General features: G+C 71.1%; 18 protein-coding genes and 2 tRNA genes. 9 read left to right on the top strand and 11 right to left on the bottom strand.

The genetic code is table 11. The annotated features are described in order from the left end of the window. Window positions 1–59: 59 nt before the first annotated feature. Window positions 60–1,058, bottom strand: coding sequence for an NAD(P)H-dependent glycerol-3-phosphate dehydrogenase (locus Ate02nite_RS06785; RefSeq protein ID WP_438871159.1), 999 nt, complete (start codon window positions 1,056–1,058; stop codon window positions 60–62). Next, a complete protein-coding gene (locus Ate02nite_RS06790; RefSeq protein WP_203800681.1) occupies window positions 1,055–1,783 on the bottom strand; it encodes a lysophospholipid acyltransferase family protein in 729 nt (242 codons plus the stop codon). The genes Ate02nite_RS06785 and Ate02nite_RS06790 overlap by 4 nt, the downstream gene beginning before the upstream one ends. Window positions 1,784–1,909: 126 nt before the next feature. Here Ate02nite_RS06790 and cofC point away from each other — a divergent pair, with 126 nt between their 5' ends. From cofC to Ate02nite_RS06805, 4 genes are read left to right on the top strand one after another with little or no spacing between them, the layout of a single operon-like run. Next, the gene (cofC, locus tag Ate02nite_RS06795; RefSeq protein WP_239147177.1) at window positions 1,910–2,554 is read left to right on the top strand and encodes a 2-phospho-L-lactate guanylyltransferase; all 645 of its coding nucleotides are present in this window, start codon (window positions 1,910–1,912) and stop codon (window positions 2,552–2,554) included. 19 nt (window positions 2,555–2,573) lie between these two features. Further along, window positions 2,574–2,771 (top strand): cold-shock protein, encoded by a 198-nt coding sequence (locus Ate02nite_RS48630; protein WP_239147178.1) that lies wholly within the window; start codon window positions 2,574–2,576, stop codon window positions 2,769–2,771. A gap of 55 nt (window positions 2,772–2,826) precedes the next feature. Further along, the gene (locus Ate02nite_RS06800; protein ID WP_203800682.1) at window positions 2,827–5,067 is read left to right on the top strand and encodes an RNA degradosome polyphosphate kinase; all 2,241 of its coding nucleotides are present in this window, start codon (window positions 2,827–2,829) and stop codon (window positions 5,065–5,067) included. Then, window positions 5,067–5,936, top strand: a complete 870-nt coding sequence (locus Ate02nite_RS06805) for an NUDIX hydrolase (protein WP_203800684.1) — start codon at window positions 5,067–5,069, stop codon at window positions 5,934–5,936. The genes Ate02nite_RS06800 and Ate02nite_RS06805 overlap by 1 nt, the downstream gene beginning before the upstream one ends. Here Ate02nite_RS06805 and Ate02nite_RS06810 read toward each other — a convergent pair. The 4 genes from Ate02nite_RS06810 to leuC form a co-directional block, all read right to left on the bottom strand. After that, the gene (locus tag Ate02nite_RS06810) at window positions 5,893–6,330 is read right to left on the bottom strand and encodes a hypothetical protein (protein WP_203800685.1); all 438 of its coding nucleotides are present in this window, start codon (window positions 6,328–6,330) and stop codon (window positions 5,893–5,895) included. The two genes, Ate02nite_RS06805 and Ate02nite_RS06810, sit on opposite strands and share 44 nt — an antisense overlap. A gap of 90 nt (window positions 6,331–6,420) precedes the next feature. Beyond that, window positions 6,421–7,239 (bottom strand): HU family DNA-binding protein, encoded by an 819-nt coding sequence (locus tag Ate02nite_RS06815; protein ID WP_203800688.1) that lies wholly within the window; start codon window positions 7,237–7,239, stop codon window positions 6,421–6,423. Between the two features lie 175 nt (window positions 7,240–7,414). Then, window positions 7,415–8,002, bottom strand: a complete 588-nt coding sequence (leuD, locus tag Ate02nite_RS06820) for a 3-isopropylmalate dehydratase small subunit (protein ID WP_203800691.1) — start codon at window positions 8,000–8,002, stop codon at window positions 7,415–7,417. 13 nt (window positions 8,003–8,015) lie between these two features. Beyond that, window positions 8,016–9,455 (bottom strand): 3-isopropylmalate dehydratase large subunit, encoded by a 1,440-nt coding sequence (gene leuC, locus Ate02nite_RS06825; protein WP_203800693.1) that lies wholly within the window; start codon window positions 9,453–9,455, stop codon window positions 8,016–8,018. A 49-nt stretch (window positions 9,456–9,504) separates the two neighbouring features. Here leuC and Ate02nite_RS06830 point away from each other — a divergent pair, with 49 nt between their 5' ends. From Ate02nite_RS06830 to Ate02nite_RS06845, 4 genes are read left to right on the top strand one after another with little or no spacing between them, the layout of a single operon-like run. Beyond that, window positions 9,505–10,191, top strand: coding sequence for an IclR family transcriptional regulator (locus tag Ate02nite_RS06830; protein WP_203724414.1), 687 nt, complete (start codon window positions 9,505–9,507; stop codon window positions 10,189–10,191). 31 nt (window positions 10,192–10,222) lie between these two features. After that, window positions 10,223–12,934: a helix-turn-helix transcriptional regulator gene (locus Ate02nite_RS06835; protein WP_203800696.1), complete on the top strand. Its 2,712-nt coding sequence runs from the start codon at window positions 10,223–10,225 to the stop codon at window positions 12,932–12,934. A 53-nt stretch (window positions 12,935–12,987) separates the two neighbouring features. Beyond that, window positions 12,988–13,776 (top strand): alpha/beta hydrolase, encoded by a 789-nt coding sequence (locus Ate02nite_RS06840; protein WP_203800698.1) that lies wholly within the window; start codon window positions 12,988–12,990, stop codon window positions 13,774–13,776. Then, entirely contained in the window at window positions 13,773–14,516 is a 744-nt protein-coding gene (locus Ate02nite_RS06845) for an MBL fold metallo-hydrolase (protein WP_203800699.1), read from the top strand. Before Ate02nite_RS06840 ends, Ate02nite_RS06845 begins: the two co-directional genes overlap by 4 nt. On the opposite strand, the gene Ate02nite_RS06850 is transcribed toward Ate02nite_RS06845, so the two are convergent. The 4 genes from Ate02nite_RS06850 to Ate02nite_RS06865 all read right to left on the bottom strand — a co-directional run bounded on the left by Ate02nite_RS06850 (window position 14,465) and on the right by Ate02nite_RS06865 (window position 16,336). After that, the gene (locus tag Ate02nite_RS06850; protein ID WP_203800701.1) at window positions 14,465–15,160 is read right to left on the bottom strand and encodes an N-acyl homoserine lactonase family protein; all 696 of its coding nucleotides are present in this window, start codon (window positions 15,158–15,160) and stop codon (window positions 14,465–14,467) included. The genes Ate02nite_RS06845 and Ate02nite_RS06850 overlap by 52 nt on opposite strands. A 68-nt stretch (window positions 15,161–15,228) precedes the next feature. Further along, window positions 15,229–15,301, bottom strand: a tRNA-Glu gene (locus tag Ate02nite_RS06855). Between the two features lie 90 nt (window positions 15,302–15,391). After that, a tRNA-Gln gene (locus Ate02nite_RS06860) sits at window positions 15,392–15,463 on the bottom strand. 63 nt (window positions 15,464–15,526) lie between these two features. Next, the gene (locus tag Ate02nite_RS06865) at window positions 15,527–16,336 is read right to left on the bottom strand and encodes an NAD(P)H-binding protein (protein ID WP_203800710.1); all 810 of its coding nucleotides are present in this window, start codon (window positions 16,334–16,336) and stop codon (window positions 15,527–15,529) included. Between the two features lie 110 nt (window positions 16,337–16,446). On the opposite strand from Ate02nite_RS06865, the gene Ate02nite_RS06870 reads away from it, so the two are divergent. Continuing rightward, window positions 16,447–19,044 (top strand): ATP-binding protein, encoded by a 2,598-nt coding sequence (locus tag Ate02nite_RS06870; protein ID WP_203800712.1) that lies wholly within the window; start codon window positions 16,447–16,449, stop codon window positions 19,042–19,044. Here Ate02nite_RS06870 and Ate02nite_RS06875 read toward each other — a convergent pair. Then, window positions 19,033–19,827, bottom strand: coding sequence for a fumarylacetoacetate hydrolase family protein (locus tag Ate02nite_RS06875; RefSeq protein WP_203800715.1), 795 nt, complete (start codon window positions 19,825–19,827; stop codon window positions 19,033–19,035). The two genes, Ate02nite_RS06870 and Ate02nite_RS06875, sit on opposite strands and share 12 nt — an antisense overlap. Between the last annotated feature and the right edge of the window lie 10 nt (window positions 19,828–19,837).

The following is a 19,837-nucleotide window of genomic DNA, read 5'->3' on the forward strand; positions in this document are numbered from 1 at the left end:
CTCCGAATCGACATGAGGCACCAGAGCACTGAGCCTGATGGTTCGCTCGCTTCGCTCACTCACTCCGGCTTGATCTCCCGTCCCATCAGCATCTTCACCGCGACCCGCGGGTCGGCGCCCTCGTGGCAGACCCGTTCGACCTGCTCGGTGATCGGCATCTCGACGCCGACCGTCCGGGCCAGGTCGCGGATCGCCAGGCAGCTCTTCACGCCCTCGGCCGTCTGCCGCGCGGCCACCTGGGCCTCTTCCAGGGTCTTGCCGCGGCCCAGCTGCTCGCCGAAGGTGCGGTTGCGGGACAACGGCGATGAGCAGGTGGCGACCAGGTCGCCGAGGCCGGCCAGGCCGGCGAAGGTGAGCGGGTCGGCGCCGAGCGCGACGCCCAGCCGGGCGGTCTCGGCCAGGCCGCGGGTGATCAGCGAGGCCCGGGTGTTGTCGCCCATGCCCATCGCGATGGTCATTCCGTAGGCCAGGGCGATGACGTTCTTCACGGCGCCGCCCATCTCGCAGCCGATCACGTCCTCGCTCGTGTACGGCCGGATGTAGGGCAGCGCGATGGCCTGCTGGACGGCCCGGCACCGGTCCGGGTCGGTGCCGGCCACCACGGTCGCGGCCGGCTGCTCGGCGGCGATCTCCGGGGCCAGGTTGGGCCCGGAGACGACCACCACCCGGTCGGCGTCGACCCGGGCGGTCTCGACGATGACCTGGCTCATCCGCTTCGTGGTGCCGAGCTCGATGCCCTTCATCAGCGAGATCAGGGTCGAGCCGGGCGCGAAGTGGCCGGCCCACTCGGCGAGGTTGCCGCGCAGCGTCTGGGACGGCACGGCGATGGCGATCAGCGACGAGCCGTCGAGCGCGGCGGCGAGGTCGCTGGTGGCGGTGATCTCCTTGGGCAGGTTCACCGAGGGCAGCGCGCCCTCGTTGACGTGCCGGTCGCGGATCTCGGCGGCGACCGCCTCGCGCCGGGCCCAGATGGTGACGTCGCTGCCGGCCTCGGCCAGCATCTTGGCGAACGCGGTGCCCCAGGCTCCGGATCCCAGAACAGTGGCGCGGCTCATCACGCCTCCCCGGCGGCGCCGGCCCGACGGGCCGGCCGTTCGTAGAGGGCGGCCGGCGGCTGTTCGCCGCGCAACTCACCCAGCAGGTCCCTGACGTCGATCATGATGTGGTCGGTCATCTGGTCGAGCACCGCGCGGGTCGGGGTGGCACCCTCCCAGCGGGACAGGTCGACCGGCTTGCCGGCGACGACCGTCACCGGCGTGCGCGGCCGCATGCTCAGCCGGCTCGTTCGCGGGTCGAAGATCCGCTCGGCTCCCCAGTTCGCCACCGGCACCACGGGGGCGCCGGTGACCAGGGCCAGCCGGGCCGCTCCGGTCTTGCCACGCATCGGCCACAACTCCGGGTCCTTGGTGGTGGTGCCCTCCGGGTAGATCACCACGACGCCGCCCTGATGCAGGGCATCGATCAGGACGTCGAGCGATTTCACCGCTTCCACACTGCCGCGTTCCACCGGGATCTGCTCGACCTTGCGCAGGAACGGTCCGAGCACCGGCACCCGCCAGATGCTGGCCTTGCCGAGGAAGCGCGGCCAGCGGCCGGCGCCGTAGATGTAGTGGCCCACCACCAGCGGATCGAAGTGCGAAACGTGGTTGGGCACGACGATGATGCCGCCGGTCGCCGGGATGTTCTCCATCCCGGTCCAGGTCCGCTTGGTCCAGACCTTCAACACCGGTATGGCCAACCACGCCGCGCACCGTCGCCAGAATCCCAGCCTGCGCCGAGCCACGGCCCCTCCTGCCTACACCACGGCGTGTCCCCACCGCGGTCCCCATACCTCGGACGAATCATGCCTGCTCGCGGGCCGGAGGACCAGGCAGGGGTCGGTCACGTGGCCGCTGGCAGACTTGCCCCCATGGTGCGGGACTGGACGGCGGTGATCCCCGTCAAGCGGCTGAGCGCGGCGAAGAGCCGGCTGCGTGGCGCGGTGCCCGCGGCCCGGCACGCCGACCTGGCCCTGGCCATGGTGCGCGACACCGTGTCCGCGGTGCTGGCCGGCGCGGCGGTGGCCGAGCTGGTGGTGGTGACCGACGACCCGGTCGCGGCGGCCGCGGTGACCGAGCTGGGCGCGCGGGTGGTGCCGGACACACCGGGCGGCGACCTGAACGCGGCGATGCGGTACGGGGCCGACGAGATCGCGGGACTGAACCGGTTCCGTACGGTTCTCGCCGGCGACCTCCCGGCGCTGCAGCCGGAGCACCTGGACGAGGCACTCGGTCTCTTCGAGGGCCGGAGCTTCGTCGCCGACGCCGCCGGCACCGGCACCGTGCTGCTGGCGGCCGGGCCGGGCGAGCCGCTCGACCCGCATTTCGGGCTGGGCTCGGCGGTGGCGCACGCGGCCTCCGGCGCGAAGGCCCTCACCGGCGACTGGCCGGGCCTCCGCCAGGACGTCGACACCCCGGCCGACCTGCGGCGAGTGCTGGAGCTGGGCGCCGGCCGGCACACCTGCTCGCTGCTGCGTGATCTCGGACTCACGGTGAGCTGCGCCCCGGCCGCCTGAACCCGGTAGCGTTCAGGGCATGCAGGGCACCATCGCGACCTTCGACCCCGACTCCCGCAGCGGGACCCTTCTCCTGGACAACGGCTCTGAGCTGGCCTTCGACTCGGTCGCTTTCGGCCGGTCGGGTTTGCGGCTGCTGCGTCTGGGGCAGCGTGTGGACATCGAGACCGAACCGGCGGGGACCGTGCGCCGGGTCACCATTCCCGGAATCGGTTGAGTTGATCAAGCACTAGTTCGTTTCACGTTTCCCCCGGACCCGCAATGATGGAGCGATGCAAACCCCGCCCCGGATCCCCGAGTCCCGTCGGCGTGGCCCGAACGGCCGCTACCTCCCCCGGACCGTGGAGGAAGCAGAACCTACCGCCTTGGAGCACATCGTGACGGAAGTGACCGCCGACGATCCGGTGGTGGACGAGGCATTCGAGACGGACAGCGCCCCCGAGCTGCCCGAGGACCGTTTCCTCAACCGCGAGCTGTCCTGGCTCGACTTCAACGCCCGGGTGCTGGCGCTGGCCGAGGACCCGGGCACCCCGCTGCTCGAGCGGGCCAAGTTCCTGGCCATCTTCGCCAGCAACCTCGACGAGTTCTTCATGGTCCGGGTCGCCGGCCTGAAGCGCCGGCTGAACGCCGGGCTCCCGATGCGCGGCGGGGACCGCAGTTCGCTGCGCAACCAGCTCGAGATGATCAGCGAGCGCACCGCCGACCTGGTCACCCGGCACGCGGCCTGCTTCGGCGAGGAGGTCCGGCCCAAGCTGTCGGCCGAGGGGATCGAGCTGGTCAGCTGGGGCGAGCTGGGCCCGGCCGAGAAGGAGCGCCTGCGCACCTACTTCCGGGAACAGGTCTTCCCCGTGCTGACCCCGCTCGCGGTCGACCCGGCCCACCCGTTCCCCTACATCTCGAGCCGGTCGCTCAACCTGGCCGTGGTGCTGCGCGAGCCGGACGGCGGCGCGTCCGAGTTGTTCGCCCGGATCAAGGTGCCGAACAACGTGCCGCGCTTCGTGACGGTGCAGAACGACAGCCGCGGCATCCGCTTCCTGCCGGTCGAGGAACTGATCGCGGTCCACCTCGACCAGCTGTTCTCCGGCATGCAGATCCAGGAGTGGCACCTGTTCCGGGTGACCCGCAACGCCGAGCTGGAGGTCGACGAGGACCGCGACGAAGACCTCCTGCAGGCCCTCGAACGCGAGTTGGCGCAGCGGCGGTTCGGGCCGCCGGTCCGCCTCGAGGTGGCCGCCTCGATCAGCGACCACGTGCTCGACACCCTGGTCCGCGAGCTCGACATGGACAGCCAGGACGTGTTGCGGGTGCCCGGCCTGCTCGACCTGTCGTCGCTGTGGCAGGTGTTCGGCGAGTGCGACCGGGACGACCTGAAGGACCGGCCGTTCGTGCCGGCCACCCACCCGCAGCTGGCCGACGGTGAGGTCCCGCGCAGCGTCTTCAACCGGCTGCGGGAGAGCGACATCCTGGTCCACCACCCCTACCACTCGTTCTCGACGAGCGTGCAGCGCTTCATCGAGCAGGCCGCCGCCGACCCCAACGTGCTGGCCATCAAGCAAACGCTCTACCGCACCTCCGGCGACTCGCCGATCGTCGACGCGCTGGTCGACGCGGCCGCGGCCGGCAAGCAGGTGGTCGTGCTGGTGGAGGTGAAGGCCCGGTTCGACGAGGTGGCCAACATCGCCTGGGCGCGCACCCTGGAGCGAGCCGGCTGCCACGTCGTCTACGGCCTGGTCGGTCTGAAAACCCACTGCAAAACCGCTCTGGTCGTACGCCAGGAGGGCAACCAGATCCGGCGCTACTGCCACATCGGTACGGGCAACTACCACCCGAAGACCGCCCGGCTGTACGAGGACTTCGGCATGCTCACCGCCGACCCCGAGGTGGGCGCGGACGTCACCGACCTGTTCAACGTGCTGACCGGATACAGCCGGCAGCGTTCGTTCCGGCGGCTGCTGGTGGCGCCGCACGGCGTCCGCTCCGGCCTGGTCGAACGCATCGAGCAGCAGGCCGAGATCGCCCGCGCGGGCGGCGAGTCGCTGGTGCAGTTCAAGGTGAACTCGCTTGTCGACGAGGAGACCATCGACGCGCTCTACCGCGCCTCGCAGGACGGCGTGCAGGTCGACCTGATCATCCGGGGCATGTGCGCGCTGCGCCCGGGCGTGCCCGGTCTGTCGGACAACATCCGGGTCCGCTCGATCGTCGGCCGCTTCCTGGAGCACTCCCGGGTGTTCCGGTTCGGCCCCGGTGACGACGCGGAATATTGGATCGGCTCGGCCGACCTGATGCACCGCAACCTGGACCGCCGGGTCGAGGCGCTGGTCCGGGTGACGCTGCCGTCGGCCAAGAACGACCTCCGCCGGGTGCTGGAGCTGTCGATGAGCGACGAGAGCGAGGGCTGGGACCTGGCCGGCGACGGCACCTGGCACCGCCGCCCGGTCGGCCCGGCCGAGCCGCACACGCACCTGCAGGCCGCACTCCTGCGGCGGATCATCGGAAAGGGCAAAGCAGTCTGATGGCGGATCAGGTACGCGCCGCGGGCGGTGTCCTCTACCGGACCGGCGGCGAGATCTGCCTCGTGCACCGGCCCCGCTACGACGACTGGTCGCTGCCCAAGGGCAAGCTGGACGCCGACGAACACCCGCTGGCCGGTGCGGTCCGTGAGGTGACCGAGGAGACCGGCTGGACCGGTGTGCCCGAGCTGCGCCTGCCCACGGTCGCCTACGACCTGCCCGACGGCACCCCGAAAACGGTCGACTACTGGCTGATGCGGGCGGTCGGCGACGGTCCGGTGCAGGACACCGACGAGGTCGACGAACTGGTCTGGCTGGCACCGGCCGAGGCGCTGGCCCGGCTCAGCTACGACGACGAGCGGCGGCTGGTCGAGCACGTGATCGCGCTGCCGCCGGTGACCGCCGTGGTGGGCCTGGTGCGGCACGCGCACGCCGGCGAACGCAAGGAGTGGAAGGGCAACGACGCGCTGCGCCCGATCGACGAGCGCGGCCGGGACGAGGCCGCCCGAATCGGCGCGGTGCTGGCGCTGCTGCGGCCGGAACGGCTCATCTCGGCCACCCCACTGCGGTGCAAGCAGACTCTCGAGCCGCTGGCCGCGCTGCTGGGTGGCCGGCCGATCGTGCAGGACGGCGCGTTCACCGAGCCGGCCGACCCGGACGACGCTCCGGCCAAGGCGAAACTGGGCGCCCAGCGACTTCTGGAGCTGCGCGCGGGCGGCGTGCCGGTGATCTGCGGCCAGGGCAAGGTGATGCCGACGATGCTGGCCACCCTGCACGACGAGTCCGACCCGGCGCCCTACAAGACGCCGAAGGGCGACGCGTGGTTGCTCACCTGGTCCGGGGACCGGCTGCTGGACGCGTCCCGGTTGTGACCGGGGCGCGGCGGGCGGGCAGCGAGTCGGCCCGCCACAGGCCGAGATGGTCGCCGGTGAGCCAGCGGGCCCGGGACAGCTCGTCGGGCCGCGGATCCCAGTCCCGGAACGGCAGATAGGCGATCCGCCAGCAGAGCACACAGGTGAGATACCAGCCGTACAGCGGGATCGCACCGAGCCAGCCGTCCCGCGCCCGATAGGACGCCGGCGGCGCCAGCATGCGGACCGCCAGCCCGCACCAGGCGCAGGTGACCAGCCAGTCCAGCAGCCCGTTGCCGGTCCAGTCCTCGCTGAGGTCACCGAGCGTCCAGCCGGGCACGACGGCGACCGCGAACAGCACCGCGGCGATCAGCGACCGGCCGACCAGCCCCCGTGGCCTAGCTCTGCGCTCCATGCCCGGACGGTAGGCGCCACACAGGTTCCCGCGCCGGGACACACGAAAGGCGTCCACCGTACGGGTGGACGCCTTTCGTCAGGAAAACCGTCAGCGAGACTTACGCGTCGTCGACGCGGTGGCCCGGGCGCGGGCCGGCGTGCTGGCAGCCGCCGACGTGGTCTTGCGGGCGGTGGTCTTCTTGGCCGCCGCCGTCTTGGTAGCGGCAGCGGTCGCCACCTTCTTGGCCGGAGCCGCCTTGGTAGCCGGAGCCGCCTTGGTGGTGGCCTTCTTGGCCGGAGCCGCCTTGCTGGCCGTGGTCTTCTTGGCCGCGGTCGGCTTGACGGCCGCCGTCTTGGCGGGCGCGGTCTTCTTGGCCGCGGCCGTCTTGGTGGCGGTGGCCTTGGTGGCAGTCGCCTTCGTAGCGGTCGCCTTGGTGGCGGTCGCCTTGGTGGCGGCCGTCTTGGCGGGCGCGGTCTTCTTGGCCGCGGTCGCCTTGGTAGCGGTGGCCTTGGTAGCGGTCGCCACCTTCTTGGCCGGAGCCGCCTTGGTAGCCGGAGCCGCCTTGGTGGCGGTCGTAGCCGTCTTCCGCGCCGGAGCGGCCTTGGTGGCCGCGGCGGTCGCGGTCTTCTTAGCCGGAGCCGCCTTGGCGGCCTTTCCGTTCGCGACCATCTCCCGGAAAGCGGTACCGGGCCGGAACGCCGGCACCGATGTCTTCTTCACTTTCACCGCTTCGCCAGTCCTCGGATTGCGCGCGGTGCGCGCATTGCGAACCCGCTTCTCGAAGGACCCGAAGCCGGTGATCGCGACCTTGTCGCCCTTGGTGACGGCGTTCTCGACCTCGGCGATGACCGCATCCAATGCCGCCGTCGCCGTCTTACGGTCTCCGAGTCGGGCGGCGAGCGCCTCGATGAGCTCGGCCTTGTTCACGGTTTCCTCCCGAACGTGAGAAGTGGCCCATTGCGAGCCATTCTGCGCGCACGGTATGCCCTCTGACCAGCAGACACAAACATTCGTGGCAAAAAAACCCTTGTGTTGCAACGAATTCGCCCCCAACGGTGATCCGATGGGGGCGAATTTCGGTGTGCTGACTGTGTTTTGTGGCTCAGGCGACTGCCGGTTTGAAAGCGAGCCGGCGCTTCTCGTACTCGGTGATCGATTCGGAGTGGCGCAATGTCAGTCCGATGTCATCGAGGCCTTCCATCAGGCGCCACCGGCTGAAATCGTCGATCGGGAACGACCAGGAAGCGTCGTCCACGCGCACCTGACGGGCTCCCAGGTCCACCGTGATCTCTTTATCCGGCTCGCTGTCGGCCAGGTCCCAGATGGCCTCGATGGCCTTCTGGTCGAGCTGAACCGGCAGTAGTCCCTCTTTAAGGGCGTTACCTCGGAAGATGTCGCCGAATCGGGAGGCGATGACCACCTTGAAACCCCAGTCGCGCAACGCCCAGACGGCGTGCTGCCGGGACGAGCCGGTGCCGAAGTTGGGGCCGGCCACCAGGATCGTGGCCCCGGCGTGGGCCGGGTTGTGCAGCACGAAACCCGGGTCCTCGCGCCAGGCGCTGAACAGCCCGTCCTCGAAGCCGGTGCGGGTGACCCGCTTCAGGTAGACAGCCGGGATGATCTGGTCGGTGTCCACATCAGATCGGCGGAGCGGCATGACCTTGCCGCTGTGGGTCACGAACTTGTCCATCGTGAAACTCCAGTCACAGGTCGGCGGGCGCGGCGAGGCGGCCCACGACGGCGGTAGCGGCGGCGACCTGCGGCGAGACCAGGTGCGTACGCCCGCCCTTGCCCTGCCGGCCTTCGAAGTTGCGGTTGGAGGTGGAGGCGGCGCGCTGGCCGGGGCTGAGCGTGTCGGGGTTCATGCCCAGGCACATCGAGCAGCCGGCGAAGCGCCACTCGGCCCCCGCCTCGGTGAAGACCTTGTCGAGGCCCTCGGCCTCGGCGGCCTCGCGCACCTGATAAGACCCGGGGACGATCATCATCCGGACGTCGTCGTGCACCTTGTGGCCGCGCAGCACGTCGGCCGCGGCGCGCAGGTCCTCGAGCCGGCCGTTGGTGCAGGAGCCGACGAAGACCACGTCGACCGGAACCTCGCGGAACGGGGTGCCGGGCGTGAGGGCCATGTACTCCAAGGCCCGCCGGGCCGCGCTGCGGTCGGTCTCCTCGATGAACTCGTCAGGGTCGGGCACCACGCTGTCGAGAGCCGCGCCCTGGCCCGGGTTGGTGCCCCAGGTGATGAACGGGCTGACCGCCGCGGCGTCCAGGATGATCTCGGTGTCGAACTCGGCGTCCTCGTCGGTGGCGAGGGTCTTCCAGTAGGCCACCGCGGCGTCCCACGCCTCGCCCTTGGGCGCGTGCTCGCGGCCCTGAAGGTAAGCGAAGGTCGTCTCGTCCGGCGCGATCATGCCGGCCTTGGCACCCCACTCGATGCTCATGTTGCAGATGGTCATCCGGCCCTCCATGGAGAGCTTGCGGATGGCCTCGCCGCGGTACTCCACGATGTGGCCGTTGCCGCCGCCGGTGCCGGTCTGCGTGATGAGCGCGAGGATCAGGTCCTTCGCGGAGACGCCGGGCTGCAGCTCGCCGACCACGGTCACGGCCATCGTCTTGGGCTTGGCCTGCGGCAGCGTCTGGGTCGCGAGCACGTGCTCGACCTCGCTGGTGCCAATGCCGAAGGCCAGCGCGCCGAACGCGCCGTGGGTGGCGGTGTGCGAGTCGCCGCAGACGATGGTCAGGCCGGGCTGGGTCAGGCCGAGCTGCGGCCCGATCACGTGCACGATGCCCTGGTTCACGTCGCCGAGCGGGCGGATCTGCACACCGAACTCGGCGCAGTTCTTGCGCAGCGTCTCGATCTGCGTGCGGGACACGGTGTCGGCGATGGTGAAGAGCTCGCCGCGCTTGGTGTTGAACGAGGGATCGTCATACCCGGTCGGGGTGTTGTGATCCTCGGTCGCGAGGGTCAGGTCGGTGCGGCGCACCGGGCGGCCGGCCAAACGCAGACCATCGAAGGCCTGCGGGCTGGTCACCTCGTGCAGCAGGTGCAGATCGATGTAGAGCAGATCAGGCTCACCCTCGGCAGCACGCACGACATGGTCGTCCCAGACCTTTTCGGCCAGGGTCCGCGGAGTGACTCCCACCATCTGGACATCCTAAATTCTGGGAGGTATGTTTCGGCTTGTGGGACACAGTATGAGCGGTGTCGGCGTTCTCGACAAGGCGGTTGTCATCCTTGCCGCATGTGTGGACGGCGCCAGCCTGGCCGAGCTAGTAGACCGTACGAAGCTGCCCCGGGCGACGGCACATCGCCTGGCCCAGGCCCTGGAGATCCACCGGATGCTGGTCCGGGACACCCAGGGAAGATGGCGTCCGGGCCCCCGTCTGGGCGAGCTGGCGAACGCCGCTCCGGACGTTCTGCTGACCGCCGCCGAACCCCTGCTTTCCGCATTGCGGGACGCGACGGGGGAGAGCGCGCAACTTTACTTGCGTCGTGCAGATGAACGGATCTGTGTTGCCGCCGCGGAACGCGCGAGTGGCCTCCGAGACACCGTACCGGTCGGTTCGGTGCTGCCGATGACGGCCGGTTCGGCCGCTCAGATCCTGCTGGCCTGGGAGCCGCCCGAGGCGGTCATGCCGCTGCTGCCGCGCTGCAAGTTCACCGGCCGCACGCTCGCCGAGGTGCGCCGGCGCGGCTGGGCGCAGAGCGTCGCCGAGCGCGAGCCCGGTGTGGCCAGTGTCTCGGCCCCGATCCGCGACCGGACGGGCCGGGTCATCGCCTCAATTTCAATAAGCGGTCCGATCGAGCGTCTCGGCCGCCGCCCCGGCGAACGCCACGCGATGGCGGTAGTCCGCGCCGGCCAACGACTTTCCGGCCTGTAGTCGCGTAACGACAGCCCGATAAAGTGCGCGCGTGCGGCTCTTCGGGCGAGAGTTGGAATGCGCGTCCATCGACGCGCTTCTGAAACAGGCGCGAGGTGGGCGCAGCGCAAGCTTGGTGTTGCGCGGCGAGGCCGGTGTCGGCAAGACCGCACTGCTTCGGTACGCCGAAAGCAGTGCGGCAAACGCATTGTGGATCAGTGGTGTCGAGTCCGAGGCCGACTTCCCGTACGCGGCACTGCACCGTCTGCTGATCCCGCTGCTGCCCGGCCGGGACCGGTTGCCGACCGGCCAGCGGGCGGCGGTGGAGGTGGCCTGCGGCCTCGCCGACGGCCCGCCACCGGACCTCTACCTGGTGAGCCTGGCCGCGCTGACCCTGCTCGCCGAGGCACCCCGGCTCTGCCTGATCGACGACGCGCAGTGGCTGGACCGGGAATCCCTGCGGGCACTCGCTTTCGTGGCTCGCCGCCTGCACGCCGAGGGCGTGGTGCTGCTGTTCGGCCTGCGCGCCGAGGACGACGACCCGGGCCTGCTGGCCGGCCTCGAGGCCCGGGATGTCGGCGGCCTGGGCCCGGAAGCCGCGGTCGCCCTGCTCACCGACGTGGTGGACACCCCGGTCGACCCGGCGCTGGCCGAGCACATCGCCCGGGCCACCGGCGGCAATCCGCTCGCGCTCACCGACCTGGGCCGCGAACTCACCGCCGAACAGTTGCGCGGCAGCACCCCGCTGCCCGAGCCGGCCCCGATCGGCAGCCGCCTGGAAGCCCACTACACAGCCCGGATCCGCGGCTATCCGCCGGCCACCCAGACCTGGCTGTTGCTGGCCGCCGCCAACGCCGGTGGTAGCGCCGGTCAGGTCACCGAGGCCGGCCAGTTGCTCGGCACCACTCCCGCCGACGCGGCCGCCGCCGAGGCCGACCGGCTGGTCACCGGCTCGCCGCCGCTGACGTTCCGGCATCCGCTGGTCCGGTCGGCGGTCTACGGCGGCGCGGCCCCCGCGCAGCGCCGGGCCGCGCACCGCGCCCTGGCCACCGCGATCACCGGCGACACCGACGCCGACCGCCGCGCCTGGCACCTGGCGGCCGCCGCCGACGGCCCGGACGAGACGACCGCGGCCGAGCTGGAACGCCGCGCCGACCGGGCGGGCGCCCGCGGCGGGCACACCGCCCGGGCGACGTTCCTGACCCGGGCGGCGGAGCTGACCCCGGACCCGGTCCGGCGGGCCGAACGCCAGGTCCGGGCGGCCGAGGCCGCCCTCACGGCCGGCGCCTTCGCCCGGGCGTTGGTGCTGCTCGACGCGTCGGGAGAGGTCGCACTGCCCGGCCCGGTGCACGGCAGCGCCCTGCTGATCCGGTCGATGGCCGAGGTCAACGCGGGGGCGCCGGGCGGTCAGCGGCATGCCCCGGCCCGATGCCTGACCGCGGCCGCGTCGTTCGGCGACGACCGCAGCCTGGCCCGCCGCGCGGTGGTACAGGCCATCGACCACACGATCGGCGCCGAGCACCTGTCCACCGTGACCGAGGCCGAGGTGGCCGCGGCCGCGATCGCACTGGCCGGTGACGACCTGGACGGGCTGATCCTGGCCGGGTACCACGCTTTCACGGTCGACGGGTACGAGCGGGGCGTCCCCGCCCTGCGCCGGGCGATCGCCGCGGTCGCCGACCCGGCCCTGCCCGCCGAGACCCTGCTGCGGCGGCTGGTGATCGGCGTCAACTTCTGCAATTTGATCTGGGCCGACGACACCAAGAAGGTGTTGCTGGACCGGGCCGAGGCGGCCGCGCACCGCACCGGCGCGCTGCACGCCCTCGATCTCGTGCACTACCTCGGCACGATCACCGGGGTGGCGCTCGGCCGGCTGAACGACGCCGACCGGCACGACACCGCCGGGCAGCGGTTGCGCCAGGCGATCGGGATGACCGCCGAGCAGGAGCTGGTCTGGCGGCACCCGGAACTGGTCGCCTGGCGGGCCGGGCCGGGCGTCCGGGAATCGGTGACCGCCGCCCTGGACGTCTTCGAGATGCTCACCCTCGGCTCCCTGCACGGCTGGACCAGGTTCAGCCTGGCGATCCTGGACAACGCCGAAAGCCGGTACTCGGCCGCCCGGGACACCCTGTGCGGGCTGATCGAGTTGGGCCGGCCGCGCCGGTACGCCTGCGCGCTGCCCGATCTGGTGGAGGCCGCACTGCGCTGCGGCGATCGGCGCACCGCCAAGCTCGCCCTCGCCGACCTGACCCTCGCGGCCGGCGCCTGCGACTCGCCCCGGGCCACCGGCCTGCTCGACCGGTCCCGGGCGCTGCTGGCCGGCTCGGCCGAGGCGGAACCGCACTATCGGCGGGCCATCGAGCACCTGACCGGTGGCCTCGGGCACGGCGATCTGGCCCGGGCCCGGCTGCTCTACGGCGAGTGGCTGCGCCGGCAGCGCCGCCGCCGGGACGCCCGGGAGCAACTCGGCCTCGCACTCGAGATGTTCGAGGAGGTGCGGGCCGAGGCGTTCGCCGAACGCACCCGGCGGGAGCTGCGCGCGCTCGGCGGGGACGCGCCCATGCCCGTACGGCAAACGGACGAAACGGCCCTGACGCCGCAGGAGGCCGCCGTTGCGCGCCTGGCGCGCGACGGCGGAACCAACGCCGAGATCGCGGCGCACCTCTACCTCAGCGCCAGTACGGTCGATTACCACCTGCGCAAGGTGTACCGGAAGCTCGGCGTGCGGTCGCGGCGGCAGCTACGGACGAGTTTGCACGACTGACTACGCGTCGCACGTGATTCGCGTGTGGACGCGCTCCCACCACGATCGGAGGTATGAAGCCGATCGTTCTGGTACACGGATTTTGGGTGACTCCGCGCAGCTGGGAGCACTGGAAGGCACACTACGAAGCCAAGGGCCACCAGGTGATCGCGCCGGCCTACCCCGGTTTCGAGGTCGAGGTCGAGGCGTTGAATGCCGACCCGACCCCGATCATCGACGTCACCGTGCCGCAGATCATCGCGCACTACGAGGAGGCGATCCGGGCGCTGCCCGAGTCGCCGATCATCATCGGGCACTCGGCCGGTGGGGCGTTCACCCAGATCCTGCTCGACCACGGGTTCGGCGCAGCCGGCGTCGCGCTCAACTCGGCGCCCACCGAGGGCGTCCGGGTGGTGCCGCTGTCCCAGCTGAAGTCCACCTTCCCGGTGTTGAAGACCCCGGCCAACCGGCACAAGGCCATCGGTCTGACCTTCGACGAATGGAAGTACGCCTTCACCAACACGTTCACCGACGACGAGGCGCGGGCGCTCTGGGAGAGGTACGCCATCCCGGCCAGCGGGGGCATCCTGTGGGGCGGGGTGCTGGCCAACTTCCAGCCCGGCCACCAGGACACCTGGGTCGATTACCACAACGACAACCGGGCGCCACTGCTGTTCGTCTCCGGTTCGGAAGACCACATCATGCCGCCGGCGATCCAGGAGTCGAACGCCAAGCACTACAAATCAAAGACGATCACCGAGCGGCGGGAGTACGAGGGCTACGCCCACCTGCTGCCGGCTCAGAAGGGCTGGGAGCAGATCGCCGACGAGGTCCTGGAGTGGGCTTTGGCGCACGCCAAATGAACATCACCCACATCGGCGGGCCGACCACCCTGCTCGAGATCGACGGGGTGCGGCTGCTGATCGATCCGACGTTCGACGCCCCCGGCCGGCGCTATTCGTTCGGCTGGGGCACGTCGTCGGTCAAGACGGCCGGCCCCGCCGTCGCCGTCGAGGATCTCGGTGACCTGGACGCGGTGCTGGTCACCCACGATCAGCACGCCGACAACCTGGACAGCGCCGGCCGGAAGCTGCTGCCGACCGTGCCCACGGTGATCACCACGAAGGTGGGAGCCCGGCGCCTGGGCGGCAACGCGACCGGCCTGCGCCCGTGGGAGACCACCACCGTCAAGGGTCTGGAGATCACCGCGACGCCGTCCCGGCACGGTCCGGCCGTGCTGCTGCCGGTCTTCGGCCCGAGCATCGGTTTCGCCCTGCAGCCGGCCGGCTCGGCCACCGTGGTGTGGATCTCCGGGGACACCGTGGTGTTCCCCGGCGTGCTGGAGGTGGCGTCCCGCTTCGACGTGGACACCGCCGTCCTGCACCTGGGGAAGGTGCAGTTCGGGCTCACCGGGCCCGCCCGGTACACGATGACCGGGCGGGACGCGGTGCGGCTCGCCTCCGTGGTGAAGCCGCGGCAGATCGTGCCGGTGCACTACGAGGGCTGGTCACACTTCCACGAGGGGCGCACCGAGATCTCGGCAGCCTTCCCTCAAGGGGCGCTGACCTGGCTCGAACCGGGGGTCCAGACCGCGTTGTCGTGAGCGAAGACGACCTGTCTCGGGTCGAGCGCCAGGATCCGGTGCAGCCAGGCCGGATAGTGGCCGACGCCGGCCCGCTGGGACAGGACGTCGCCGGTGAACAGGCTGGCGTTGTCGTGGCTCTGGCCGGCCACGATCACGGTGCCGTCGCTGCGGGCCACCAGTACCGACTGGTGGCCCGCGGTGTGTCCGGGCGTCGGCAGGATGACCACGCCGGGCAGGATCTCGGTCTCGCCGTCCAGCTCCTCGTAGCGGGCGCCGGGGTGATCGATCAGCGGCGGCAGCGTGTAGTCCTGGGTCGTCCGGGCCGAGGCCAGCTCGGTGCGCTGGGTGAAGACCGGGCGGCCGGCCAGCAGTGGGTTGCCGCCGCAGTGGTCGAAGTGGAGATGGCAGTTCACCAAGTAACCGACGTCGTCGATCTTGGCGCCGGACGCCTTCAGCGCGGTGGCGAGCGGGATCCGGCGCGGGTGGTACCAGGCGTCCACCTCCGGATGGCTGCCCATGCCGGTGTCGACGAGAACGGTGCCGAGCTCATGCTCGATCAGATAGCCGAGGGTGGGTTCGACGCGGGGGTGTCCCGTGCCGGTTTCCGCAGCGGGACGAATGAAGTAGCCGAGATCGACTCGACGGACCACGGTGTCTGCCATCCGAACATTATTCCGGTTGAAAGACAGAAGCGGCCTCACATCTTTCGATGTAAGGCCGCTACGCTGTGTAGCCCCGAAGGGATTCGAACCCTCGCTACCGCCTTGAGAGGGCGGCGTCCTAGGCCGCTAGACGACGGGGCCAGGACTTGCTTTTTGCTTCCGCTAGCTTCAGCGGCGAGGCCGAACTCTATCAGAAGTCCAGCTCCACCATCCTTTGCAGGAGTGGTAGCGCTGGGGTACCAGGACTCGAACCTAGACTAACTGGACCAGAACCAGTCGGGCTGCCAATTACCCCATACCCCATTGGCCCGGTTTCCCGCGCCGAGAAAGAATGCTACCCGACCACCCCGGGCCCACCAAATCGGGTTACCGGTCCTCGAACAGATCCACGTTGCGGCGGGCCCACTCGAGGAACGTCGTCGCAGGTCGGCCCGCTATTTCGGCGACCGTCGGCACGACCGGCTGGGGGTACGCGGCGAGCATCTCGAGGCCGTCGACGTACCAGGCGGCGTGCTCCCCCATATCCGTCGTCAGTTCGGCGACCGCCTCGTCGCGTGGTAACTCGACGTAACGAAGCTCACGGCCGAGCGCCTGCCCGATCAGCTCCACCTTGCGACGGCGGGACAGCGTCTCCGGACCGGTCAACTCCAGCGAGCGGCCGACCAGACCCTCGTCGAGCAGTGCACGGGCGGCCACCACGGCGATGTCCTCCTGAGCGATCGGGGCGTTGGCCGCGGCTCCGAAGGCATCGCGGACCTCGTCGCCGGCCCGGATCTGCCGGCTCCAGATCGCCGCGTTGGCCATGAACTCGCCCGGCTCGAGGTGGGTGAACGGCAGGCCGGACGCCTCGACCGCGTCCTCGACGGCCTGCCAGTGCTCGCCCTTGGGCCCGGCCAGGTCGACGATCCGGCCGACCCCGGCCTCGGCCGCCAGCCGGCACGCCTCGGTCACGGTGGGCAGGTACGGCGCGAGGTAGAGAACATCCACCCCGGCGTACGCGGCGGGCAGCGTCGACGGCCGGCCGAGAAAGCCGCGCGCGATCTCGACGCCGGCCGGCAGTGCGGCCCGCACCGGGTCGACGGTCAGCGCGCGCACGTCGTCGGCGCCGAGCGCGAGCAACTCGTCGACCACCATCCGCCCGATGTTGGTGGTGGCTCCGGTAACCAGGATCTTCATCTCGATATCCCCCCACAGGACAGAATGCCGGAACGCTGGGGTGGTGGCGACGGCGTTTGCGCCCGCTAGCGTGGTTCCGGTCGCCAAACAAACGCTTAAGACGGAGACCGATGCGCTTCGAGGTGCTGGGCCTGGTGCGGGTGGTGACCGCCGACGGTGCCGTCGCGCCGCTTGCTCCCCGGCCACGAGCCCTGCTCGCGGCGCTGATCGCGTCGGGCGGGCAACTCGTCTCGGCCGAGCGGCTGATCGCCGAGATGTGGCCCGAGGGTGCGCCGGCGACGGCCGGGCCGGCCCTGCAGGTGCACGCATCCGCGTTGCGCAAAGTGGTCGGTGACCGTCTCATCTCGACAGCCGGCGGCTACGCGCTGCGGGCCGGCGAACTCGACGCGGCCGAGTTCGAGACCACCGGCGACGTCGGGCTGTGGCGCGGGCCGGCCTACGAGGGCGGTGGCTCCGGGCCGGTCGTCGAGGCGGCCGCGGCCCGGCTGACCGAGTTGCTGCTCGCGGCGCGGCGCGACTGGGTCGACCGGGAACTGGCCGCCGGCCGCCCGGTGCTGGCCGAGCTGAGCGCCTGGGTGGCCGCCGACCCGGTCGCCGAACCGCTTGTCGAGCGCCTGATGCTGGTGCTGCACCGGGCCGGGCGATCGGCCGAGGCGCTGGACGTCTTCGCCTCGGCGGTCACCGTGCTCCGGTCGTACGACATGGAAGCCGGACCGAATCTCGCGGCTCTCGCCGCGGGCATCCGGCGGCGCGATCCGACGCTGGACCGACCGGCGCCGGGTCTGCCCGGCTCGCGCAGCCGGTTCATCGGCCGGCGCGCCGAACTGGACCGGGCGCACGCCCTGGCCGGCGAGACGCGGCTGCTGACCGTGACCGGTCCGGGCGGCTGCGGCAAGACCCGCTTCGCCTACGAGCTGGCCCGCGAGGTCGCCGCCGAGTACGACCTGGTCCTGGTGGTCGAGCTGGCCGGGTACGCGTCGGCCGACGCCACCCGGTTCGCGGCCGCGGCCGGGGTGCGCGACGAGCCCGGCGGGTCCGCGATCGAGGCCCTGTCCCACCACGTCGGCGATCGCCGGGCGCTGCTCGTGGTGGACAACTGCGAGCACGTGCGGGCCGACGCGGCGGCCACCGTGGACGAGTTGATCCGGGCGATGCCGGGCCTGCGGGTGCTGGCGACCAGCCGGGAACCGCTGGGCATACCTGGCGAGACGCTGTGCCCGCTGCCCGGGCTGACCCCGGCCGACGCCGTGCGGCTGTTCGCCGACCGGGTGTCCGCGGCCCGCGGCGGCACCGGCCTGCGGCCCGCCGAACAGGACCTCGCCGCCGACCTGTGCCGGCGCCTCGACGGCCTGCCGCTCGCCCTGGAACTGGCCGCCGCCCGGCTGCGCTCGCTGCCGCTGGCCGCCGTGACCGGCCGTCTCGACCTGCTGATCGGCAACTCCCCGGTGGAACGGCACCGCACCATGCGGGCGGCCATCGACTGGGGGCACGACCTGCTCGACGAGGTCCAGCAGGGTCTGCTGGCCCGGCTCAGTCTGTTCGCCGGACCGTTCGACTCGGACGCCGCCGACCGGGTGCACGGGGCCGGCGCGCTCGACCCGCTCAGCCAGCTCACCGACCGTTCGATGGTCGACTGGGACGGTTCGCGGTACCGGTTGATCGAGACGATCCGGGAGTACGCGGCCGAGCGCCTGCCCGCCGACGATCCGGCCCGCCGACGGTTCGTGGCACTGTGGCTTGACCGGCTGGCCACCCCGCCGCCACCGGACGGCCCGGCGCACACCGCCTGGCTGGCGTCGATGGACGCCGCGCACCCGAGCGTGCTGGCCGCGCTGGAGTGGTCGCTGACCGACGGCGACCCGGCCGACGGGCTGACCCTGGCCGCCGCGATGTGGTGGTACTGGTGGATCACCGGCCGGATGGCCGAGGGCCGCGGCCGATTGAGGCACGCACTGGACATCGCGCCGCAAAGTCCGTCAGTGGCCCGGGCCAAGGCGCTGCGGGCGGCGGCCGCACTCGCGCGTAACAGTGGCGACCTGGGTGAGGCACGGCGGCTCGGCGAGCAGGGCCTGGCGACGTTCCGTCTGCTCGACGACCGGCCCGGGGTGCTGGCCGCGCTGAACAACCTGCTGATCACCGCGCAGGGGCAGGGCGACTACGAGGCCTCGCTGGCCTATGGCTACGAAGCGCTGACCCTGGCCGAAGAGGCGGGCGACGCCCGGATGATCGCGGCCGGGCTGAACAACACGGCCGGGACGCTGCGCTGCCTGGATCGTCTCGACGAGGCCGGGCCGCTGTTCGAGCGAGCCCTGCTGGCATTCCGAGCGATCGGCGAGCAACGAGGCGAAGCCGCCGCGCTGACGAATCTCGGCATTGTCGCTCGACGGCTGGGAAATACGGATAAATCCGGCAGGCATTTGCGGCAGTCGCTCGCCATCTACACCGAACTAGGCATCACCGAGGGCCAACTGGACGCGATCGAAGGGCTGGCCCAGCTCGAGCCGCCCGAGCGTGCGCTGACCCTGCTGGCGGTGGCCGAACGGGAGCGGTCCGCCCTGGGCTCGGCGATCTTCACCCCCGACGAGGTACGCGATCGGGACGCGGCCGAGAAAAATGCCCGGGACGCCCTGACCACCGAGGAGGTGGCCCGGGCGTACCGGGCGGCCGGCGGCCTGTCGTGGGCCGCGGCGGTCGCGCTATTCCAGTGAGACCACCGGGTTGCGCAGCTCGCCGATGCCCTGCACGGTGATCGACACGGTGTCGCCGGTGGTCAGCTCGCTGACCCCGGCCGGGGTGCCGGTCAGAATGATGTCGCCGGGCAGCAGCGTCATGACGTGCGACACGTACGACACCAGGGTCGGGACGTCGAAGACCATGTCCTTGGTGCGGCCGATCTGGCGCACCTCCATGGTGTCGGGGTTGCGGCCGACCTCGCAGCGGATCTCGAGGTCGCTCACGTCGAGGCCGGTGACGATCCACGGGCCGATCGGGCAGAACGAATCGAAGCCCTTGGCCCGGGTCCACTGCGGGTCGCTGCGCTGCAGGTCACGGGCGGTGACGTCGTTGGCGACGGTGTAGCCGAAGATCGCCGCCTCGGCACCGGCCCGGTCGACCCGGCGGGCGCCGCTCGCGCCGATCACGACGGCCAGCTCGGCTTCCTCCTCGACCCGCTGCGACTGCGGGGGCAGCCGGATCGCGTCGTTCGGCCCGATCACCGAGGTGGACGGCTTCAGGAAGATCAACGGCTCCTTGGGCACCTCGTTGCCGAGCTCGGCCGCGTGGTCGGCGTAGTTGCGGCCGACGCCGATCACCTTGCTCGCGAAGATCGGAGCGAGCAGCCGGACGTCGGCGAGTGCCCAGCGTTGGCCGGTGAACTGCACCTTCGCGAACGGAATCGAGTCGATCTCGGCGATGGTCAGGCCTTCGCCCTCAGCGCCCTCGACGACACCGAACGAAACTCCACCAGCATGGACAAAGCGGGCGAAACGCACGAAGAATTCC

The sequence above is a fragment of the Paractinoplanes tereljensis genome (genome assembly GCF_016862435.1).
Classification (GTDB): domain Bacteria; phylum Actinomycetota; class Actinomycetes; order Mycobacteriales; family Micromonosporaceae; genus Actinoplanes; species Actinoplanes tereljensis.